This window comes from Novosphingobium sp. THN1 (genome assembly GCF_003454795.1).
Classification (GTDB): Bacteria; Pseudomonadota; Alphaproteobacteria; order Sphingomonadales; family Sphingomonadaceae; genus Novosphingobium.
This window is the reverse complement of sequence record NZ_CP028348.1, coordinates 603820-621582: the sequence shown is the minus strand read 5'-3', so window position 1 is coordinate 621582 and position 17763 is coordinate 603820. Positions and strand designations below refer to the sequence as shown.

Genomic DNA, 17763 nt, shown 5'->3' with positions numbered 1-17763 from the left:
TGCTCCGTCCTGTTTTTGCAGCAGTGCCGGGGTTTGAGACCCCGGCACCACCTTCACGTCTTATCAGTAGTTGAAACGAGCACCGAAGACAAAGCGGCGGCCGTAGTTGAACGTGTCAAGCGACATGTTCGAGAAGCGACCATAAGTGCTGTAGTTCGAGTTGTTGAGGTTGGTGCCCTCGACAAAGACCGACAGCTCCTTGGTCACCTGGTAGCTTGCGCTGGCATCGATCTGGAACTGGCGATTCACGTTGACCGGTTCCGCACCGAACGTACCGCCCTGTCCCTGGCCAAGGCCCAGCAGGTATCGGTCACGCCAGTTGCCGGCAACGCGCACTTCCAGACCGTTCTTGTCATAGAACGCCACGAGGTTCGCCGAGTTGGCAAGGCCGGTGATGGCAAAGGCGGAACCCGAGATGTCCGCGGTGTTGAAGGTGCGGTTGGTGTTGACCAGTGTGGCGTTGGCGTTGAACCCGAAGCCGGTGTCACCAAACACCTGTTGCCAGGCGATTTCCACGCCGCGCACCACGCCGTCCGGACCATTGACCTTGGAGTTCACCTGGAACTGCGCCGGCTGGTTGGTGAACGGATCGATCACGCCGTTGATCGTCTGCGTGCTGACCCCGCCGACGATGAAGTTCGAGATGAACTTCATGAAGCCGTTGACCGCGAAGTACGAGTTGGAACCGTAGTACCACTCGACACCGAGATCGAGGTTGTCGGCAAGGTAGGGCTTGAGGCTGGCGTTGCCGCCCGATGCCGCAAGGCTGCCACGGCGCAACGTGCCGAGATTGATCGTCGGACGCAAATCGCCCAGTGCCGGGCGTGTCAACGTGCGCGATGCATCGAAGCGCAGGATCAGGTTGGGCTTCACCTCCAGCTTCACGTCAAGGCTCGGCAGCACGTAGTTATACGAGATGCTCCGCTCGATCAGCTGCTGCGGCGTGAAGGTATCGACCTGGATCAGCGTCGGGTCGGTCGGCACCGTGATCAGCTTCACCGGATTGCGGCCAAGCGCGCCCGAAGTCAGCTTGGTGTACTCATCGCGTACGCCAGCGCTCACCTTGAACGGCATGTCACCGATCTCGCTCTCGAAATTGATGCGCAGATAGGCCGCGAACGTCTGTTCCTTCACGTTCAGCACGCTGTCCGGGTTGAAGGCCGGCGCCGTGGTGCCCCGCCCGGTTGCTTCCAGCACCTTGTACACGGCCACCGGATCGTACTTGATAATCGCCGGAGCCAGGTTGCCCTGATAGCCGGGGATGAAGTTGTTGGTGCTGATGATGCCCTGATAGACGCTGTCCGGCAGCGGCGCGACGGCACCGGTGCGGCCCGAAGGCGCGCCGTAGCCACCGTAACGGAAGAAGGTGCCGTTCACGAACGGGCTTTCGCCTTCCTGGTGGTACTTGTTCTCCTGGAAGCTGCCGCCGAAGTGAACCTTCAGGTTGTCGCCATCCCACTTGCCGCCAATCTTGATCTGCTTGACCAGGTTGGTGAAGTAGTTGGGGAAGCCGGCGATCACGTGGCTGCCGATCAACGACTTGTCGGTGAAGCGCGAAACGTCGCCGCCCGGACCCACATCGTGGATGCTCGGCAGGAAGTTGTTGCTCGGCCCGCCGATCTTCACGCCGGTGTTTGCGCCAAGGATCGTCGAGTAGCGGCTGCACGAAGTCGGCGCAGTCGTCGGACCGGCACCGGCAGGATAGGTGCAACCCGTCGACAGGAACGGCCCGTTCGGATCGGCATTGGTGCCACCGTAACCGATGTCCATCGCGTTCTGGTAGCCATTGCGGCCGGGGTTCAGGACCGAGCGCGACAGCGATGCGTCGAAGTCGAAGCTCAGCTCGTCCGTCGCATCCCACTTCAGGTTGCCGCCGAACATGTAGGTCTGGTTGATCGTCCGCGCCAGGCTGGCGTTGAAGTCCATCGGCGTGCCGAACTGGTTGAAGTCAACCACCGTGCCGTTGCTGTCCTGCTTCACATTGCGCAAGTCGTCACCGTTGAACCATGCGCCGTAGCCATAGGTCGCGGTGTTCAGCGTCTGGCGGGTGAAGTTGCCGTCCAGCGTCAGCAGCACGTCGTCCCCTGCCTGCCACTGATAGGCAAGACGGCCGTCGATGCGTTCATCCTTGGTGGTGATCTGGTTGGCGCCCACCTGCTGCGGGAACCAGCCGAGCACGTTCTTCTTGGCCGGCGTGAAGTCACTGGTCTGGCATGCAGCCTGGGCCTGGCACTGGTAGAAGTAGTTGCCGATCCAGCCCGGTATGAAGACTTGGTTGGCTTCGGTATCGACGCGGCGGTAGGCGGCATAGGCAAGGATGCCCATGGTATCGTCGGCAAAGCGCGTGCTGGCCAGCGCCGCGCCCGAAGGCGTGACCTTGCCGCTGCGATCCTGCACCGCACCCGATGCCTTGACCGCGAACTTGCTGTCGGCGCTGTCGAAGGGCTTGGGCAGGGCAACGTTGATCGTCGCACCGATCGCGCTGGCGCCGAGTTCGACGTCAGGCGTCTTGTAGACCGAGATGTTCGAGACGAAGTCCGAACCGATCGTGGTAAAGTCCACTGCGCGGCTGCCCGAAGCGGTCGAAAGGCGACGGCCATCGAACTGCGTGTCGTTGAAGTCACCGCCGAAGCCGCGCACGGTCACGCCGTTGGCTTCACCGCGAGCGCCCGAACGCTGGATCGAGATGCCGGGCAGGCGCTGCAGTGCGTCGGCCACGTTGGCATCGGGGAACTTGCCGATGTCTTCAGCCGAGATCGCATCGACCACGCCCGATGCGGTGCGCTTGATCTCCATGTTGCGCTGGAGCGAACCGCGGATGCCGGTGACGATGATCTCGGCATTGCTCGGCTCGTCGTTCATGACCGAGCTTTGCGCTTCCTGCGCCGCAGCCGGCATCGCCATAGCAAGCGCGATTGCCCCTGCCGCACTTCCAATAAGGAAGCGTGAATTGATGGACGTCCTCATACCCTCTCCACTGCTATTCTGACGGCCCCCCGCCCGGGAAGGTGATCTGCATCCGGCTGCCCCACACGACAGGACCGGCAGCCATGACAAAGCACGCGCAATCGGAGAGGCGTCACGCAGACGAACCGCGGTTTCCCTTCAGCCTCTCAACCCTGCAGGCGCTCTGTCAGCGTCACCTTGCGAGACCGGTGTAACTGATCTAGGTAGCGCTATCAATAACAAATTGTCTGCGCAATGAAGGCTCGGTTGGATAGTGTTGCAAGAAGGCCGCGGATGGCGTTAGACCAAGCATGGTAGCGCACACATCGCATCTCGGCCAGATTGGCGATAAGCTACCTGAAAAGCTGGGAAAGACGGGAGAGGACGAATGGCAGAGCAACTCGAGATCTTGAACAGCGAGGTCCATCGCAACCTGGCCATGCATCCTGTTGCAGGCGCGCATCCGCACATGGTGCAGATCTCGCTGCCCGAGGTCGAGGCAGCCGCATCGTGCTGCCCGGTGCTGCTGGCCAAATCGCCTGAGACAGGGCGATTCGCCATCGTCGCCTTGTTTGGTTTTGCGCCCGATGAGGTCCTGGTCGAGGGCGCAGGCACTGGAAACGCAGCCTTTCTTCCGCTCGATCTGCAGCGGCAGGGGTTCTTTGCCTCTGATGACAACATTGCCGTCGACCTTGCGCATCCCCGCTTCGCACCCGGCGGCACGATCCCCCTGTTCGATGCCATGGGCGGCCCGACCGACGAGATGCGGCTCGTCCAGCGCGCCATCGGCACGCTGATGGGCAATGCAGCAAGGACGGAGAAATTCATTGCCGATATCGTCGAGGCGCGGCTGGTCGAGCCGGTCGACATTTCCCTGAAGTTCGACGATGGCCAGACCGTCGCCCTGAATGGCCTCTATACCGTCAGAGGCGACGCTCTTGCAGATCTCGACGATACTAGAATCATCAGACTATATCGGGACGGCTCGTTATCCGCCGCTCTGGCAATCCGCGCGTCCCTACGCCAGATCGGCCAACTCGCCCGCCGGCGGAACGAACGACTCGCCACTCCGGCCAGCAGCTGGGCATGACGTGACTGTCCGGGCCGGGCCAGAACTGATCGAACTCGCGCCGGATGATGCCTCGCTGCTCAGCGCCGGGGCATTTCGCGAAGAAGTGATCGAGCTTGGCAGGCCCGCGGTAATCAGGGGCTTGGCGCTGCCTTGCCCGCCACCCGCGCCGCCAGCACCGCGCCGAGCGCTGCGCTCGACTATCTGCTGGAATTTGCAAGCGACCGAAAACCACAGGTCTTCTGTGGCGACCCGGTGAACGCCGGCCATTACTTCTACACCGACGATCTTTCCGGCTTCAATTTCACGCGCAGCGAAATGGCGCTGGCCGACGCCTTCGCCCAGATGCTTGCCCACGCGGACAACCCCTCAGCGCCCACGACCTACATCGGTTCGCTGGTCGCGCCCGCCTATCTGCCGGGCTTTGCCGAGGCGAACCACATCGCGATCGTGCCCCGGTCGGTCGAGCCGCGCCTGTGGATCGGCAATCCGTCCACCGCTGCGGCACATTACGACGCTTATGAGAATCTCGCCTGCGTGATCGCCGGAGAACGCACCTTCACGCTCTACCCGCCCGATGCGATCGGTGATCTCTATGTCGGTCCGATCGACAATACCATGGCCGGCCAGCCCGCCAGCCTCGCCGCTCCGAATGGAGACACTGCGCGTTATCCCCGCTTTGCCGCAGCGCAGGCGAGAGCCATCACGGTCACCCTGAGCCCCGGCGATGCCCTGTTCCTGCCCAAGCTGTGGTGGCACCAGGTTGAAGCCAAGGCTCCCGTCAACGTCATGCTCAACTATTGGTGGGATGCAACCGCCACCGGGCCCGACGCCCCCTCATTGGCGCTGCTCCATGCCATGATCGCCATTGCCGAGCGTCCCGAGGCCGAGCGCATGGCGTTCCGCGCGTTTTTTGACCATTATGTATTTCGCACCGAGGGCCATCCCCTTGCCCACGTGCCAGAGGACCGGCGCGGCGTGCTTGGCGACCTGCGCGCCGGTTACGGCCAGATCCGCGCCATGCTCGTCCGCGCCTTGCGCGGCCACTGACAACCAGAACCACATCCGGGAGATAGACTGATGCGCATCCTGCCTTTGCTGACCGCTTCCGCCCTTGCAATGGGAGCGCTACCTTGCGCCTCTGGCGCCTATGCGCAGGTCGAAACACCTGCTCCAACCGTCGTGCCCGGTGCCCCCAAGGCTACGGTCCAGAAAATCACGGTCCACGCCAAGGGCCTCGAAGGTTCGCTCGAGGGCGACAGCGCCGATCGCGACGTGTTTGTCGTCCTGCCGCCAAGCTACGCGAAGAATCCGAAAGGGCGTTACCCGGTCGTCTATGCGCTCCACGGCTACTCCATCGGCGCGGCACAGTGGATGGGCGAAATCCACGTGCCGCAGGTAATCGAGGGCGGCATGGCCCAAGGCGCGCGCGAGATGATCTTCGTCTTCCCCGACAGCAAGACGGTGCACAACGGCTCGATGTATTCCTCGTCCGCCACCACCGGCGATTTCGAGACCTTCATCGCCCGCGATCTCGTGAGCTATATCGATAGCCATTATCGCACCCTGCCCACGCGTGAGAGCCGTGGGCTCGTCGGCCATTCCATGGGCGGCTATGGCGCCACGCGCATCGGCATCAAGCATGCCGACGTGTTCGGCGCGCTCTACCTGATGAGCCCGTGCTGCCTTTCGGCGCGTGGCCTGTTCGGCGTCACGCCCGAGGCGATGAAGGCCTATGCCGCGATGAAGAGCCCGGCCGACTCGGCCAATCTGCAATGGGCACAGCGCGGCACCCTGGCCGCTGCGGCCGCCTGGTCACCCAACCCGAAGAACCCCCGCTCTATCTCGACCTGCCATTGACTGCCGACGGCAAGACCCGCGAGGACGTCATGGCGAAGTGGGCCGCCAACGCCCCGCTGTCGTTCGTTGACCAGTACATCCCCAACCTGCGCCGCTACGCCGCCATCGCCATGGACGTGGGCGACAAGGACGGTCTCAAGACCGACACCGAAACCCTGCACAAGGTGCTCGAGACCTACGGCATCGCCAACAGCTTCACCCTGTACGAAGGCGATCACACCAACCGCGTCGCGTTCCGCTTTCAGGAGCAGGTCGTACCCTTCTTCAGCCAGCACCTGTCGTTCGGAGCGGGCAAGTGATGCGCCTTGCCTCTGCCGCCCTGCTCGCCGCTACTGCGCTCGCTACCCCTGCCCATGCCGCCGACAAGCCGCTGGAAGCCAAGGGCGAATGGAGCGTCACCACGCGCGGATCAGCCCCCTGCCGCCTATGGGCTGGAACAGCTGGAACGCCTTCGGCACCGATATCGACGAGGAGAAGGTCATCGCCTCGGCGCAGCTGATCGTCGACTCCGGCCTTGCCGCCAAGGGCTATCGCTACGTCAACATCGACGATGGCTGGTGGGCCAGGCGCCGGCAAGCTGATGGTCGCGTGTTGATCCGCACCGACAACTTCCCCTCGGCCCGAACGGCTGATGGCAACACCAGCTTCCGCCCCTTCACCGACCGCCTCCATGCCATGGGCCTGAAAGCGGGCATCTACAGCGAAATCGGGCGCAACAGCTGCGGCCAGATCTATGGCGATCCCACCGGCCCCGGCCAGCCCGCCGGCACCATGGCCGAACGCGAGATCGGCCTCTACGGCCACATCGACCAGGACATCGCGCTCTACTTCGGCGAATGGAACTTTGACTACATCAAGGTCGATGGCTGCGGCATTCGCGCACTCGCCGCTGATAGCCCGCAGGTCAAATCCGGCCGGTTGCGCGCGCTCGATCCGCTGATCGACTACGATACCATCCCCCGCACCAACATCCCTGCGGTGAAGGACCTGTTCGCGCAAGTCGGCCAGGCCCTCTCGCGTAACAAGCCGGGCAACGACTTTGTCCTGTCGATCTGCCTGTGGGGCTCGGCCGACGTCCGTTCTTGGGCGCGCACCTTGGGCAACCTCTCGCGCACCAGCGAGGATATCTCCCCCAACTGGGAGCGGATGCTGCACAATCTCGATTCGGCATCGCGGCGGGAACTCTATGCCAAGCCCAACAGCTGGAACGATCCCGACATGCTGTTTATCGGCAGCGGCGAGTTCGATGATGCGCATCTGACCGAAGCCCGCTCGCACATGGCGCTCTGGGCCATGCTCAACGCCCCGCTGATCATCGGCTTCGATCTGCGCAAGGCCTCGCCCGCGATGATGGGCGTGCTCGGCAACGCGCAAGTTGTTGCGCTCAATCAGGATGCCGCCGCGCATCAGGCCGTTCTCGCCTACGATGGTGATTCGGTGCAGATCTTCGTCAAGACGCTGGCCGATGGCACCAAGGCGGTCGCCCTGTTCAACCGCACTGGCAGCCCGATCGACGTCAAGCTGATCGCGTCCCACCTCAAATACCGCGCCGATCAGCCGATCACCCTGACTGACCTGTGGGACGGCGGCACCAAGTCCTTCACAGGCGAAATGCCGGTCCACCTCGACCGCCATCAGACCCTGCTGTTCAAGGCCAGTGGCGCGCGCGAACACGCCCAGGGCCTCTACCTGTCCGAACAGCCCGGCAACGTGAACCCGGCGGTCGATGGCGTGATCCACCCGATGGCTGACCCGATGGTCTATCGCGGCCTACTGCCTTGGCGCTCGACCAAGGCCGATGGCGAGCATCCCGTCTACGGCGGCTGGGGCGGTGCAAGGGCCGACGCGACGCCCTTTGCCCAGACCCCAAAGATCGCGGGCAAGACCTACCACAACGCCATCGGCACTCTCGCCAACTCCCGACTAGAAGTCCGCAACGCGGGCTTTGCCACCTTCACCGCGCTCGCCGGGATAGACGATTCCGTCGCTGACCCTACCGCCCGCGTCCGCTTCTCGGTCCACGCCGATGGCAAGCTTCTCAAGCAGACCGGATGGATGAAGCCCGGCGACGCCCCTGCCGCCATCGCCGTGCCGGTGAAGGGCGCGAAGATCGTGGAACTGGTCGCTGAAGGAAACCGCCCGGAGATGCAAAATGTGGCGGTCGACTGGGCCGAAGCGGCGCTCGACCGCTAGGCTCGGCGCCGCACAAGGCGCCAGACCCGCATCACGCCCAGCACCACCAGCGCCCAGAAGCCAAGATCCGCAAGGAACGGACCCGGCCGGAAGTGATCCTCCGGCCCGATCTGGTGCGGCACCGAAGTCTCGCCACTGTCCGCCAGAAACGGCGCCGGCCATCCCGCAACCACGCGCGGCAGCCAGTTCTGCTCCAGCGGGCCCTCGAACCCATACATAGCCCGCTCGTCCGTGGCGGGATGCATCACCACGCTGGCGCAGGTCAAGAGCAGGGCTACGGCGGCAACGAGGATCGCTTTGGTCATGGCTTCAAACGCCGAAAACGCGCCAAGGTGCCCCAGCACCGAACGCCACTCCCTTGAATCTTGCCACTGCGCAACACGCAAGTCAGGATCAGCCCAAGCGCTACTAAATGCCGCCACTTCTGGCATGATGTCATTGCAGACTTTTATGTTCAGACTAATATTGATCGATGAGCGAGAGATCCGACCGACTTTTTCGCCGCGCCGAAGCGATTTTGGCTGGTAAGGCAATTGGCTTTGGAATGCCCATTTTGCAAATGCTTGCTCACCAAAGATACGGGCCTGCAATGCTTAGTCTAGCTGCGCGCATGACGGAAACGGGAAACATGAAGGATCTCGGGCGGTTCAGCGATGCAAACAGTCCTGCCGGATTGATGTATCATGCTTTTCAGCAGGGCGAAGTCAACGCTGCCCAGAATCTCGCTCTCACGCTCTTCTATGCAGGTGATCTTGCTGGCTACCGTCGATGGCTGCGGCGCGCTGCAAGGGACGGCGACGAAGACGCTGTCAAAGAATTGAGCAGGTTCGAGGTCCGGCAACCTTATCCATTAGCGCGGCGTATAAGTCGCGTCCGCCCATTTCGGCGAGATGGCAGCTAACCACTCCGCTCCTGCCAACGCCACCACTAATCCCAGTTCTCGAGAACAACGGGTGGTGCGGACGTCCCCTAACGCTACTTTGCGCTAAAAGGCTGTCTGTCACGACACCATTGCGAACATCGATGGCCGTGATAGACCTGCTTTTTATGGATGCCCATCGAATAAGACTTAGCTTACTCCGCGTAGGATTTGTTATCCTTGGATTGTCCGCATGCTCTAAACAAGGCAGAGACGACGTTCGGTCAGACGAGCGTAAAAAATCTTTCACGGTGAGTGCTGATAATGTCATCGCTAGAGCTACGCAAAGTAGATCGATAGTTTTTCCGCTCAGTGTCAGCATTTCCGACTCTTTGCCAGATTTCAAAAAAGTCGAGATCAAGGGTTCAAAGGACACTGACCCTCAAGCTTTGTCATTCGCTGTATATTCTTGTAGTTTTTATGAAATTAGTTGGTTCGATTCAACCAGTCACTGGAAGGCAATCGTTACCCCATCCGCATCATCGGACTTATTTAAAGAAGATAACTTTCATAATCTTTCGGACAAAGAAATGATAGATTGCGTCCGTAAATACTACGGTAATTCTTTTTTCTACCAAGTGCGAAGTAAAGGCTATGACACTTCCTTACGCGACCTATCATAGTCATGTAGAACAGGGTCGGCACCCCACCCCAAAGCAGCGATCCAAGCAGCCCAAACCAAATCCTGAAACCCACCGTCACCCCGGCTTGCCCCGGGGTCCCGCTCCTTTCTCACACCCACGCTCAGACAAAAATCGGCCCGGAAAGCACTGCGCCTTCCGGGCCGTTCAGGTATCGCAGCAGCCTCAGGAGGGAGGATAGAGACCGCCGCAGGGCACCTCTTCAATTCACTTCGTAACCTTCACCACCGTTACCGAGCGCGGAGGCAGGGTGATCGTCACACCACCACCCGCTGCCTTGCCGCTGATCGCCTTTGGCGCGACGACCGATGGCGCGGCGAAGGTGTTGACGCTGTCCACCTTGGGCGCGGTCAGCACTTCGCCGCTGGCAGTGCGGAAGCCGGGGATCGTCACGCTGGTGCCCGCATCGGGATCGACATTGACGAGCGAGACCCACACCTGCCCGCTCTTGTCCTTGGCCGCCATCGCATCCACGCGCGGCAGCTTGCGGTCACCGACGGCAAGCTCGCCCGCGGCAAACTTCACCGGAGCGAATTGCGCGTTTTGGAAGGGCACGTACATCCTGAACACGTGATAGGTCGGCGTCAGCACCATCTTGCTGCCATCGGTCAGGATCATCGCCTGCAGCACGTTGACCATCTGTGCGATGTTGGCGATCTTCACCCGGTCCGCATGGCGCGCAAAGATGTTGAGGTTGAGCGCCGCAAGGATGCCATCCCGCAACGAGTTCTGCTGCTGCAGGAAGCCGGGATTGCTGCCCGGCGTGGGTGAAAGCCAGGCGCCCCATTCGTCCACCGCGATAAGCAGCTTCTTCTCGGGATCGTACTTGTCCATGATCGCGCTCTGCTTGGCGATCAGGCTGTCCATCTTCAGCGTTTCGCCGATGATGATGGCATATTCGTCATTGCCGAAGCCAGTGGCCGGCAGGTGCGGTGGCCAACCCCGGTGGTGTAGTTGTGCAGCGATACACCCTCGATATCCCATGAGTAGACGTGGTCCTTCCACGCCTTCATCACTTCCTCGGTATAGTCGAGCTTGTTGCCGTCCCAGCCGACGGCGATGCGCTTCATCTTGTCCTTTTCACGCTGCGCCGGATTGAAATTGCGCGTGAAATTGGCGAAGCGCTTCATCTCCTCGACGTAGTGCTCGGCCGACATCGCGCCGCCGCAGCCCCAGTTCTCGTTTCCAAGACCCAGGATCGGCACCTTCCACGGCGCCGGATGGCCATTGGCGGCACGCTCCTTGGCCAGCGTGGTGTCCTTCTCGGCGGTCATGTACTCGATCCACGCCGAAGCTTCCGCCGCCGTGCCCGAACCGATGTTCACCGAGATATAGGCCTCGGAGCCGATCTGCTCGGCAAAATCCATGAACTCGTGCGTCCCGAATGCGTTGGACTCCGGCACGCCGCCCCAGTTGGTGTTGATCTGCACGCGGCGCTTGTCGGCAGGGCCGATACCGTCGCGCCAGTGGTATTCGTCGGCAAAGCAGCCACCCGGCCAGCGCACGTTGGGCACCTTCAGCGCCTTGAGCGCAGTGACGACGTCGCTGCGAATGCCGCGCACGTTGGGGATGGGCGAATCCTTGCCGACCCACACACCGCCGTAGATCCCGGTGCCAAGATGCTCGGCAAACTGCCCGAAGATGTGCTTGTCGATGACCGGCCCAGTCGTGGCGGTATCGACAGCAACTTCGACCGACGCGTCCTTCGCCAAGACGGGCGTACCCAGCCCGGCGGCAAACGTCGCCACCAGCAGCGCGTTACGGAATCTCTTGGCAACGGACGTCATCGACTTGGCTCTCCTCTTGCGCCGGGGGCCGTTCGCGCCCCCGGTCGTATGCTCTGGCGTCAGCGGATCAGTGCCCGCCCCAGCCTTCCATCTGCTCCAGTTCCTTGCCCTTGGTCTCGGGCAGGAAGGCCTTGACCAGCCACAGGCTCACCGCTGCACTCATGGTGTAAAGCAAGTAAGTCTCGGCAAGGCCGAGGCCGCTCGCCATGGCGGGGAAGCTCTGCACCACTGCATAGTTCGCACCCCACTGCGCCAGGCCGCACACCGCCAGAGCCGATCCGCGCAGCTGGTTGGGGAACATCTCGCCCAGCATGACCCACATCACCGGGCCCCAGCTGACGTTGAAGAAGATGACGTAGATGTTTGCCGCAATCACCGCGATCATGCCCAGCGACGGGTCCATCTGCAGGGCTCCTGCCGCATCGAGCGTCCCTTGCGAAAACGCCCAGCTCATCGCACCCAGCGAAAGCGTCATGCCCGCAGAACCGGCCAGCAGGAGCGGCTTGCGGCCCACCTTGTCGACCAGCGCCATCGTGATGAAGCACGCCGCGATCGAGACCACGCCCGAGATGATGTTGCGTTCGAGCGCCGCCTTTTCCGAAACGCCCGCCAGCTTCCACAGCGTCTCGCCGTAATAGAAGATCACGTTGATGCCGACGAACTGCTGGAACACGGCAATGATCAGGCCTGCCCACACGATCGGTCGCAGGATCGTGCCGGGTGCCAGCACGTCGGCAAGGCGCGGGCGGTGATCGTCGGCAAAGGACGCACGGATTTCCTCGACCTTGCGGTTCGCCTCGGTCTCGCCGAAAATACGGGTAAGAACGCCGCGCGCATCAGCCTCGCGGCCGCTGCCGACCAGATAGCGCGGGCTTTCCGGAATGAACTGCAGCGCCACCAGAAACACCACCGCCGGCACGGCCTGCGCCAGGTACATCCAGCGCCACGCCGGAACGCCCGCCAGCTCTCCCAGCGAATCCCCGGCCTGCTGCGCCAGCACATAGTTGACGACGAATGCCGCGGTCAGCCCGGTAATGATCATCACCTGCTGCACGCTGGTCAGACGCCCGCGGATCGCCGCGGGGGCCACTTCGGAAATATAGGCCGGGGAAAGCACGCTCGCTGCGCCCACTGCCATGCCGCCCAGGAAGCGGAAGATCACGAAGAGGGCGTGGTTCGCGGTAATCCCTTGCACCAGCGCGCCGACCAGGAACAGGACTGCCGCCAGCACCATGATGCGCTTGCGACCGAACCGATCGGCCATGCGCCCCGCAAGGAACGCCCCCGCCGCGCACCCCACCAGCAGCGAGCCGACAGTAAAGCCAAGGCCATTGTCATCGAGCGCGAAGGCCGCCTTCAGGCCGGCCTGCGTCCCGTTCACCGCGCCGCTGTCGTATCCGAACAGCAATCCGCCGATTGTCGCCACCGAGACGATGGCGCCGACAAGCGCCATGTTGACCCGGTCCTGCTGCACTGCAGCCATTTCCCTCTCCCAACTCGTTGAACCGGGCCGGACATTGCCATGCGCGCGGCATAGCGTCGACGGCCATGTTTACGTTCTCACCAGTTATCCCGGCCGATATGCTCCGGCCCCGCCGTCAGTTCTTGATAGCGCTATCTTATCTACCGCAAGCGCCTGTCGGTGCAAGCACGAATTGCGTTTAAGTCTGTTTTATTCGAAATGCGCCTTGCCAAGTCTGTTCGCCACCGTCAGGACTTCGCCAACGGGAGCCTTTGGACCATGAACGATACCCGATCGCGCCGCAGTGCCGGCCGGCCAACCGTCAACGATGTCGCGCGCCTTGCGCAATGCTCGCCGATGACAGTCAGTCGCGTGGTCAATGGCGGGGCCGGCGTACGCGAAGAGACAAAGGCGGCCGTCGAAGCGGCGATCAAGCAGCTGGGCTATGCCCCGAACCGTGCCGCACGCAGCCTTGCCGGCGCGTCGCAACTGCGCATTGCCCTGCTCTATGCCAACCCTTCGGCTTCCTATCTCAGCGAACTGCTGATCGGTTGCATGGATGCCGCGACCCGGCTCGATGCCCACCTCATGGTCGAACGGTGCGAGCCTGAGACCGACCAGTCGAAGATGATTGCACGCCTTGTCGAGAGCGCTGTGGACGGTTTTCTGCTGCCGCCCCCGCTCTGTGATGATACCGCGCTGCTTGCCCGCCTGCGCCGCGCCGGGACGCACGCCGTCCTGATCGGGCCGGGTCAGGCAGAGGCGCACCATGGCGTCGTCATGATCGACGATTACCAGGCCGCCTATGACATGACGAAGCACATCCTCGGCCTCGGCCACAAGCGGATCGGCTTCATTATCGGCAATCCGCAGCAATCGGCCAGCGCCCTGCGCCTCGCCGGATTCCGAGATGCCATGGCCGAAAGCGGTGCAACCGTAGACGCGGCGCTGATCCGCCAGGGCCAGTTCACTTATCGCTCCGGCCTCGATGCGGCGATGGAAATGCTGGCGCTGCCCGAACGTCCGACCGCGATCTTCGCCTCGAACGACGATATGGCCGCAGGCTGCGTCGCCGCAGCGCATCGCAACGATCTCGAAGTCCCGCACGATCTTACCGTATGCGGATTTGACGATACCGCCTTTGCCTCGAATATCTGGCCGGAACTTACCACGATCCGCCAACCGATCCGGCAGATGGCAGCGACCGCGACCGATCTGCTCGCGCAGGAAATCCGCGCGGAGCGGGCATCCGAAAAGGCCAGGCCGCGCCTTGCCACGCTTGATTACGAACTGGTGCGCCGCGAATCCGACGCAGCCCCGCCACAAGGCTGATCAGTTCGCCACCACTGCCATTTCGAAGCCCGGTACGGCCTGCGAACGCCCGTCGAACAGGTTGACCACCGGGCTATCGGCCCAGCCATAGCGGACTTTCGCCGCCGGCTTGCCATCGGTTGCCAGCACCACTGCATCGCCATCAACGCGGCCCGGTGCGAACCGGCAAGCGCCGGCGGCGTCGCACAGTTCGAAGCTGATCGCGGCGTCAGAACTCCAGGCGTAAAGCCCACCCTCGACGCCGCTGAACGTGACCCTCACCGCGTTGGCTTCCGCCTTTGCCGCAATTGGCATCGGCAGAGCCTTGCCTTGCGCGCCCATCGCAAGGCGCTGCGCAACCAGCAGCTTGTTTGCCGGGTGAATGTCCGTCCGCTCGCCAAGATCGATGGCCGTCGCAAGGAACGCCTTCGGATCGTCGACAACGATCTGCCGCTGCACATCCCGCGTTTGCGCCCAGCCGCTTTCAACCGGCTTGTCCGACGCCGGACCATAATTCGCAAGCTGCACGATGCCGACTTTCAGGTCCTGGCCGAACCGCGCGCGCCATCCGGCAATCAGCGCCTTCATCCGGCGCGCATAGTCCGCCGTGTCGACGTCGCTCTCGCCCTGATACCAGGCCGCGCCATCCATCGCGAAGTGCCCGAGCGGGGCGATCATGCGATTGTGCATCAGCCCGATGCCGGCATTTGCATCCCACGGCGCGCGCGGCGGGTAGGTCCTGGTCGGCGCAATGGCATAGCGCCAACCCTCGCCCAGCGGCATCTTCTCGCCACTCGCCTGCGTCAGGAACAGCCGGTCCGCCGAACTGGCAAAGCCGCCGTTGCCATAAGTGTTGGTCACGGCGATCATGATCTCGTTCACGCCAGCCTTCAGGAACCTCGGCGGCACCGCATAGGCGCGCTCCTCGTCCCAGCCGAAGGTGTTGCCCACGGCTTGACCGTTGACGAAGGTCATGTCCATGTCATCGAGCACGCCCAGCGCCAGCGTGACACCCGCCTTGGCCTGCGCTGCCGAAAGCGTCACCTGCCTCCGCATCCAGACGGTGCCGGTGGGCTTGGCCGCCAGAGGCGTCTTGTCCCAGCCCAGCCAGCCCTTGATCGCCGGAACAGGTTGCCACGGCAGTTCATCGGGCTTGAGCCATGGCTTGGCGCCCCTGTTTTCACCCGAATACCACGCTGTCCAGCGCGGCGCGAATTGCGTTACCGCCGCCAGCCTGTCCTTCGCGAACAATGCCAGCAGCGCCATCTCCTGCGCCCCACCAATCTCCGCCCCGGCCGCCGGATCAAGCCACGGCGTCACCTTGGAACCGCCCCAGCTGGCGTGAACCGCGCCGATCGGCACGCCGCGCGCCCGGCGCAATTCACGCGCCATAAACCAGCACACTGCGGAAAAGCCGCCGCTCGTCTCCGGCCCGGAAACCGCCCAGCGCGTCTGCTTGCCGAATTCGCGCTCGGGCAGGTAGGACATCGCCTTTGGCACCTGCAGCAGCCGCAGTGCCGGATCGGCCGACATCGCCACTTCCATGCCACCGTTCAGCGCGCGCGAAAGCTGGAACTCCATGTTCGACTGGCCCGAACAGAGCCACACGTCACCCACCAGCAGGTCTGAAACGCTCACGGACTCAGAACCTGAAGTTACCTTGAGGTCGGTCGCTTCGGCCGAAGCCTTGCGCGCCCGGAAGGTCAGCGCAAAGGCACCGTCCGCCCCGGCCTTCGCCTGTGCAGCCTCGCCCCCCAGCGTTCCTGCCACGACCGCCCCCGGCAGTGCCTGCCCTTCGACCACCACCGGCCGATCGCGCTGGATCACCGCGTGATCGCTCCACACTGCACCCAGTTCCAGCGCGGGTGCAGCCATCGCCGGCGCGGATACCCCTGCGCCCAGCAGGACAAACCACGCGCGCATCACGCCCTGAACTCCGCAAGCGGCGTCGCAAAACCCGGCACCGTCACGTCAAAGGCGAACAGGTCCCCCGCCATCGGCTGCGCTGCCAGCGCCTTGTCGTCCAGACCCTTGCGCGCGGTCGTCACGAACGCGGTCTTCAGGTCCGCCCCGCCGAACGCCAGCTTGGTCACATTGGCGACCGGCAGGTCGACCTTCTCGATCAGCTTGCCCTCGGGCGAATAGCGCGCAACGCCCCAGCCATTCCACAGCCCGGTCCACACGCAGCCTTGCGCGTCGCACACCGGCCCATCGGCATAGGCCTCGGGGAAATCGTCTGACACTTGCGCAAACACTTGCGCCGCACCCGCGCTGCCGTCCTCAGCCAGATCGGCGACGAAGATCGTCTTCGCCAGCGTATCGGTGAAATAAAGCTTCGTCCCATCGGGCGACACCGCGGGACCATTGGTGATGCACACCCCGTTCGGCCCCTGCGCCACCACTTCGCGGACATGCGCGCGATAGAACCTTCCGCTCGGCGCGTCCTCGTCGTCGTCCATCGAACCGAACCAGACGCGGCCCTGCGCATCTACGCAGGCATCGTTGAGACGGTTGCTCGCCGGCTCCCCGGGAACGTCCGCCACGTGCACGCTCGTGCCCAGCGCCGGGTCGAAAAGGTGCAAGCCGTCCTTCATCCCCGCCAGCAGCTTGCCGCCGATGGCAGGCACCACCCAGCCGACCTGCTCATGCACGCCGAAGCTTTCGTGCCGCCCGGTGGCTGGTTCGAAGCTGTGGATGCGCTTGTTCTTGATGTCGACGAACCACAGGCACTCTCGCGCCGCGTCCCACACCGGCCCTTCGCCCAGCGTGCAGCCAAGCTCCAGAACCCGCCGCACAGCTGTCATCACCGCCATCCCCCGTCGACCCAGTATTCGTGCCCGGTGCAGAACCGCGCATCGTCCGAGGCAAGGAACAGGGCCATCGCCGCGATGTCAACCGGCTGGAGCCGGCCCTTGAGGCACTGCGCCGAGACGATTTCCGCCTCGCCTTCGGGCGTATACCAGCGCATCTGCCGCGCGGTCTGCACATTGCCCGGAATAATCGTGTTCACGCGGATGTTATAGGGCCCAAGCTCGCGCGCCAGGCTGCGGGTCAGGCCTTCCACACCGGCCTTGGCAATCTGGTAGAGCGCCAGTTCATCCAGCCCGAGATGCCACGATATCGACCCCAGGTTGAGGATCACCCCCCGCCATTGGCCTTCATGTCGGGCCACACCGCCTGCGAGGCAAAGAACTTGTGCTTGAGGTTCACCGCCATCCGCTCGTCCCAATAGGCCGGGGTGACATCGTCGAGCCCGTGGCGGTCGTCGCTGGCGGCGTTGTTCACCAGCACGTCGCACCCGCCCAGTTCGTCAACCAGAGCAGTCATCGCCGCGCTCAACCCTTCGACGTCGGACACATCCTGCACCTTCAGCACCGGCACGTGGTGCGCCGAGCCCAGCCGCGTGACGAGTTCCCTTGCGGGATCGTCCTGAATGTCGATGAAGCCCACTTGCGCGCCCTGCAGGGCAAAGGCCTCGACGATCCCCTCGCCGATGCCGCTCGCGCCGCCAGTCACGATCACGCGCTTGTCGCGCAAGCTGGGGTATCGCGCCGCCATCAGCCGAGGCTCTGCCT

11 protein-coding genes and 3 pseudogenes are annotated in these 17763 nt (G+C 63.2%); 6 read left to right on the top strand and 8 right to left on the bottom strand.

The features are described 5' to 3' along the window. Window positions 1-63: 63 nt before the first annotated feature. On the bottom strand, window positions 64-2904 hold the full coding sequence (locus C7W88_RS19875) for a TonB-dependent receptor (RefSeq protein ID WP_240344972.1): 2841 nt from the start codon (window positions 2902-2904) through the stop codon (window positions 64-66). A gap of 430 nt (window positions 2905-3334) precedes the next feature. On the opposite strand from C7W88_RS19875, the gene C7W88_RS19870 reads away from it, so the two are divergent. The 4 genes and pseudogenes from C7W88_RS19870 to C7W88_RS19855 all read left to right on the top strand — a co-directional run bounded on the left by C7W88_RS19870 (window position 3335) and on the right by C7W88_RS19855 (window position 8068). Then, window positions 3335-4036, top strand: a complete 702-nt coding sequence (locus C7W88_RS19870) for a SapC family protein (RefSeq protein WP_118075250.1) — start codon at window positions 3335-3337, stop codon at window positions 4034-4036. A 132-nt stretch (window positions 4037-4168) separates the two neighbouring features. After that, window positions 4169-5065, top strand: coding sequence for a cupin-like domain-containing protein (locus C7W88_RS19865; RefSeq protein WP_240344971.1), 897 nt, complete (start codon window positions 4169-4171; stop codon window positions 5063-5065). Window positions 5066-5134: 69 nt separating this feature from the next. Beyond that, window positions 5135-6174: pseudogene (locus C7W88_RS19860) on the top strand (alpha/beta hydrolase). Next, window positions 6174-8068: pseudogene (locus C7W88_RS19855) on the top strand (NPCBM/NEW2 domain-containing protein). The pseudogenes C7W88_RS19860 and C7W88_RS19855 overlap by 1 nt, the downstream one beginning before the upstream one ends. On the opposite strand, the gene C7W88_RS19850 reads toward C7W88_RS19855, so the two are convergent. Continuing rightward, the gene (locus C7W88_RS19850; protein WP_118075247.1) at window positions 8065-8412 is read right to left on the bottom strand and encodes a hypothetical protein; all 348 of its coding nucleotides are present in this window, start codon (window positions 8410-8412) and stop codon (window positions 8065-8067) included. The pseudogene C7W88_RS19855 and the gene C7W88_RS19850 sit on opposite strands and share 4 nt — an antisense overlap. A 128-nt stretch (window positions 8413-8540) precedes the next feature. Between C7W88_RS19850 and C7W88_RS22995 the strand changes: the two genes are divergently transcribed. Further along, window positions 8541-8969 carry a hypothetical protein gene (locus C7W88_RS22995; RefSeq protein ID WP_162896269.1) on the top strand — a complete coding sequence of 143 codons (429 nt, stop codon included), beginning with the start codon at window positions 8541-8543 and terminating at the stop codon, window positions 8967-8969. A gap of 866 nt (window positions 8970-9835) precedes the next feature. On the opposite strand, the gene C7W88_RS24965 is transcribed toward C7W88_RS22995, so the two are convergent. The 3 genes from C7W88_RS24965 to C7W88_RS19840 form a co-directional block, all read right to left on the bottom strand. After that, entirely contained in the window at window positions 9836-10495 is a 660-nt protein-coding gene (locus C7W88_RS24965; RefSeq protein WP_370073248.1) for an alpha-L-arabinofuranosidase C-terminal domain-containing protein, read from the bottom strand. Between the two features lie 2 nt (window positions 10496-10497). Beyond that, window positions 10498-11415: a hypothetical protein gene (locus C7W88_RS24960; protein ID WP_370073247.1), complete on the bottom strand. Its 918-nt coding sequence runs from the start codon at window positions 11413-11415 to the stop codon at window positions 10498-10500. A gap of 67 nt (window positions 11416-11482) precedes the next feature. Further along, window positions 11483-12898, bottom strand: coding sequence for a sugar porter family MFS transporter (locus C7W88_RS19840; protein WP_118075246.1), 1416 nt, complete (start codon window positions 12896-12898; stop codon window positions 11483-11485). Window positions 12899-13156: 258 nt separating this feature from the next. Between C7W88_RS19840 and C7W88_RS19835 the strand changes: the two genes are divergently transcribed. Next, window positions 13157-14209 carry a LacI family DNA-binding transcriptional regulator gene (locus C7W88_RS19835; protein ID WP_118075930.1) on the top strand — a complete coding sequence of 351 codons (1053 nt, stop codon included), beginning with the start codon at window positions 13157-13159 and terminating at the stop codon, window positions 14207-14209. On the opposite strand, the gene C7W88_RS19830 is transcribed toward C7W88_RS19835, so the two are convergent. From C7W88_RS19830 to C7W88_RS19820, 3 genes and pseudogenes are all read right to left on the bottom strand, one after another. Further along, the gene (locus C7W88_RS19830) at window positions 14210-16111 is read right to left on the bottom strand and encodes a sialate O-acetylesterase (RefSeq protein WP_118075245.1); all 1902 of its coding nucleotides are present in this window, start codon (window positions 16109-16111) and stop codon (window positions 14210-14212) included. It abuts the gene before it with no gap. Then, window positions 16111-17001, bottom strand: coding sequence for an SMP-30/gluconolactonase/LRE family protein (locus C7W88_RS19825; RefSeq protein ID WP_118075244.1), 891 nt, complete (start codon window positions 16999-17001; stop codon window positions 16111-16113). The genes C7W88_RS19830 and C7W88_RS19825 overlap by 1 nt, the downstream gene beginning before the upstream one ends. After that, window positions 16992-17749, bottom strand: a pseudogene (locus tag C7W88_RS19820) (SDR family NAD(P)-dependent oxidoreductase). The gene C7W88_RS19825 and the pseudogene C7W88_RS19820 overlap by 10 nt, the downstream one beginning before the upstream one ends. Window positions 17750-17763: the final 14 nt, after the last annotated feature.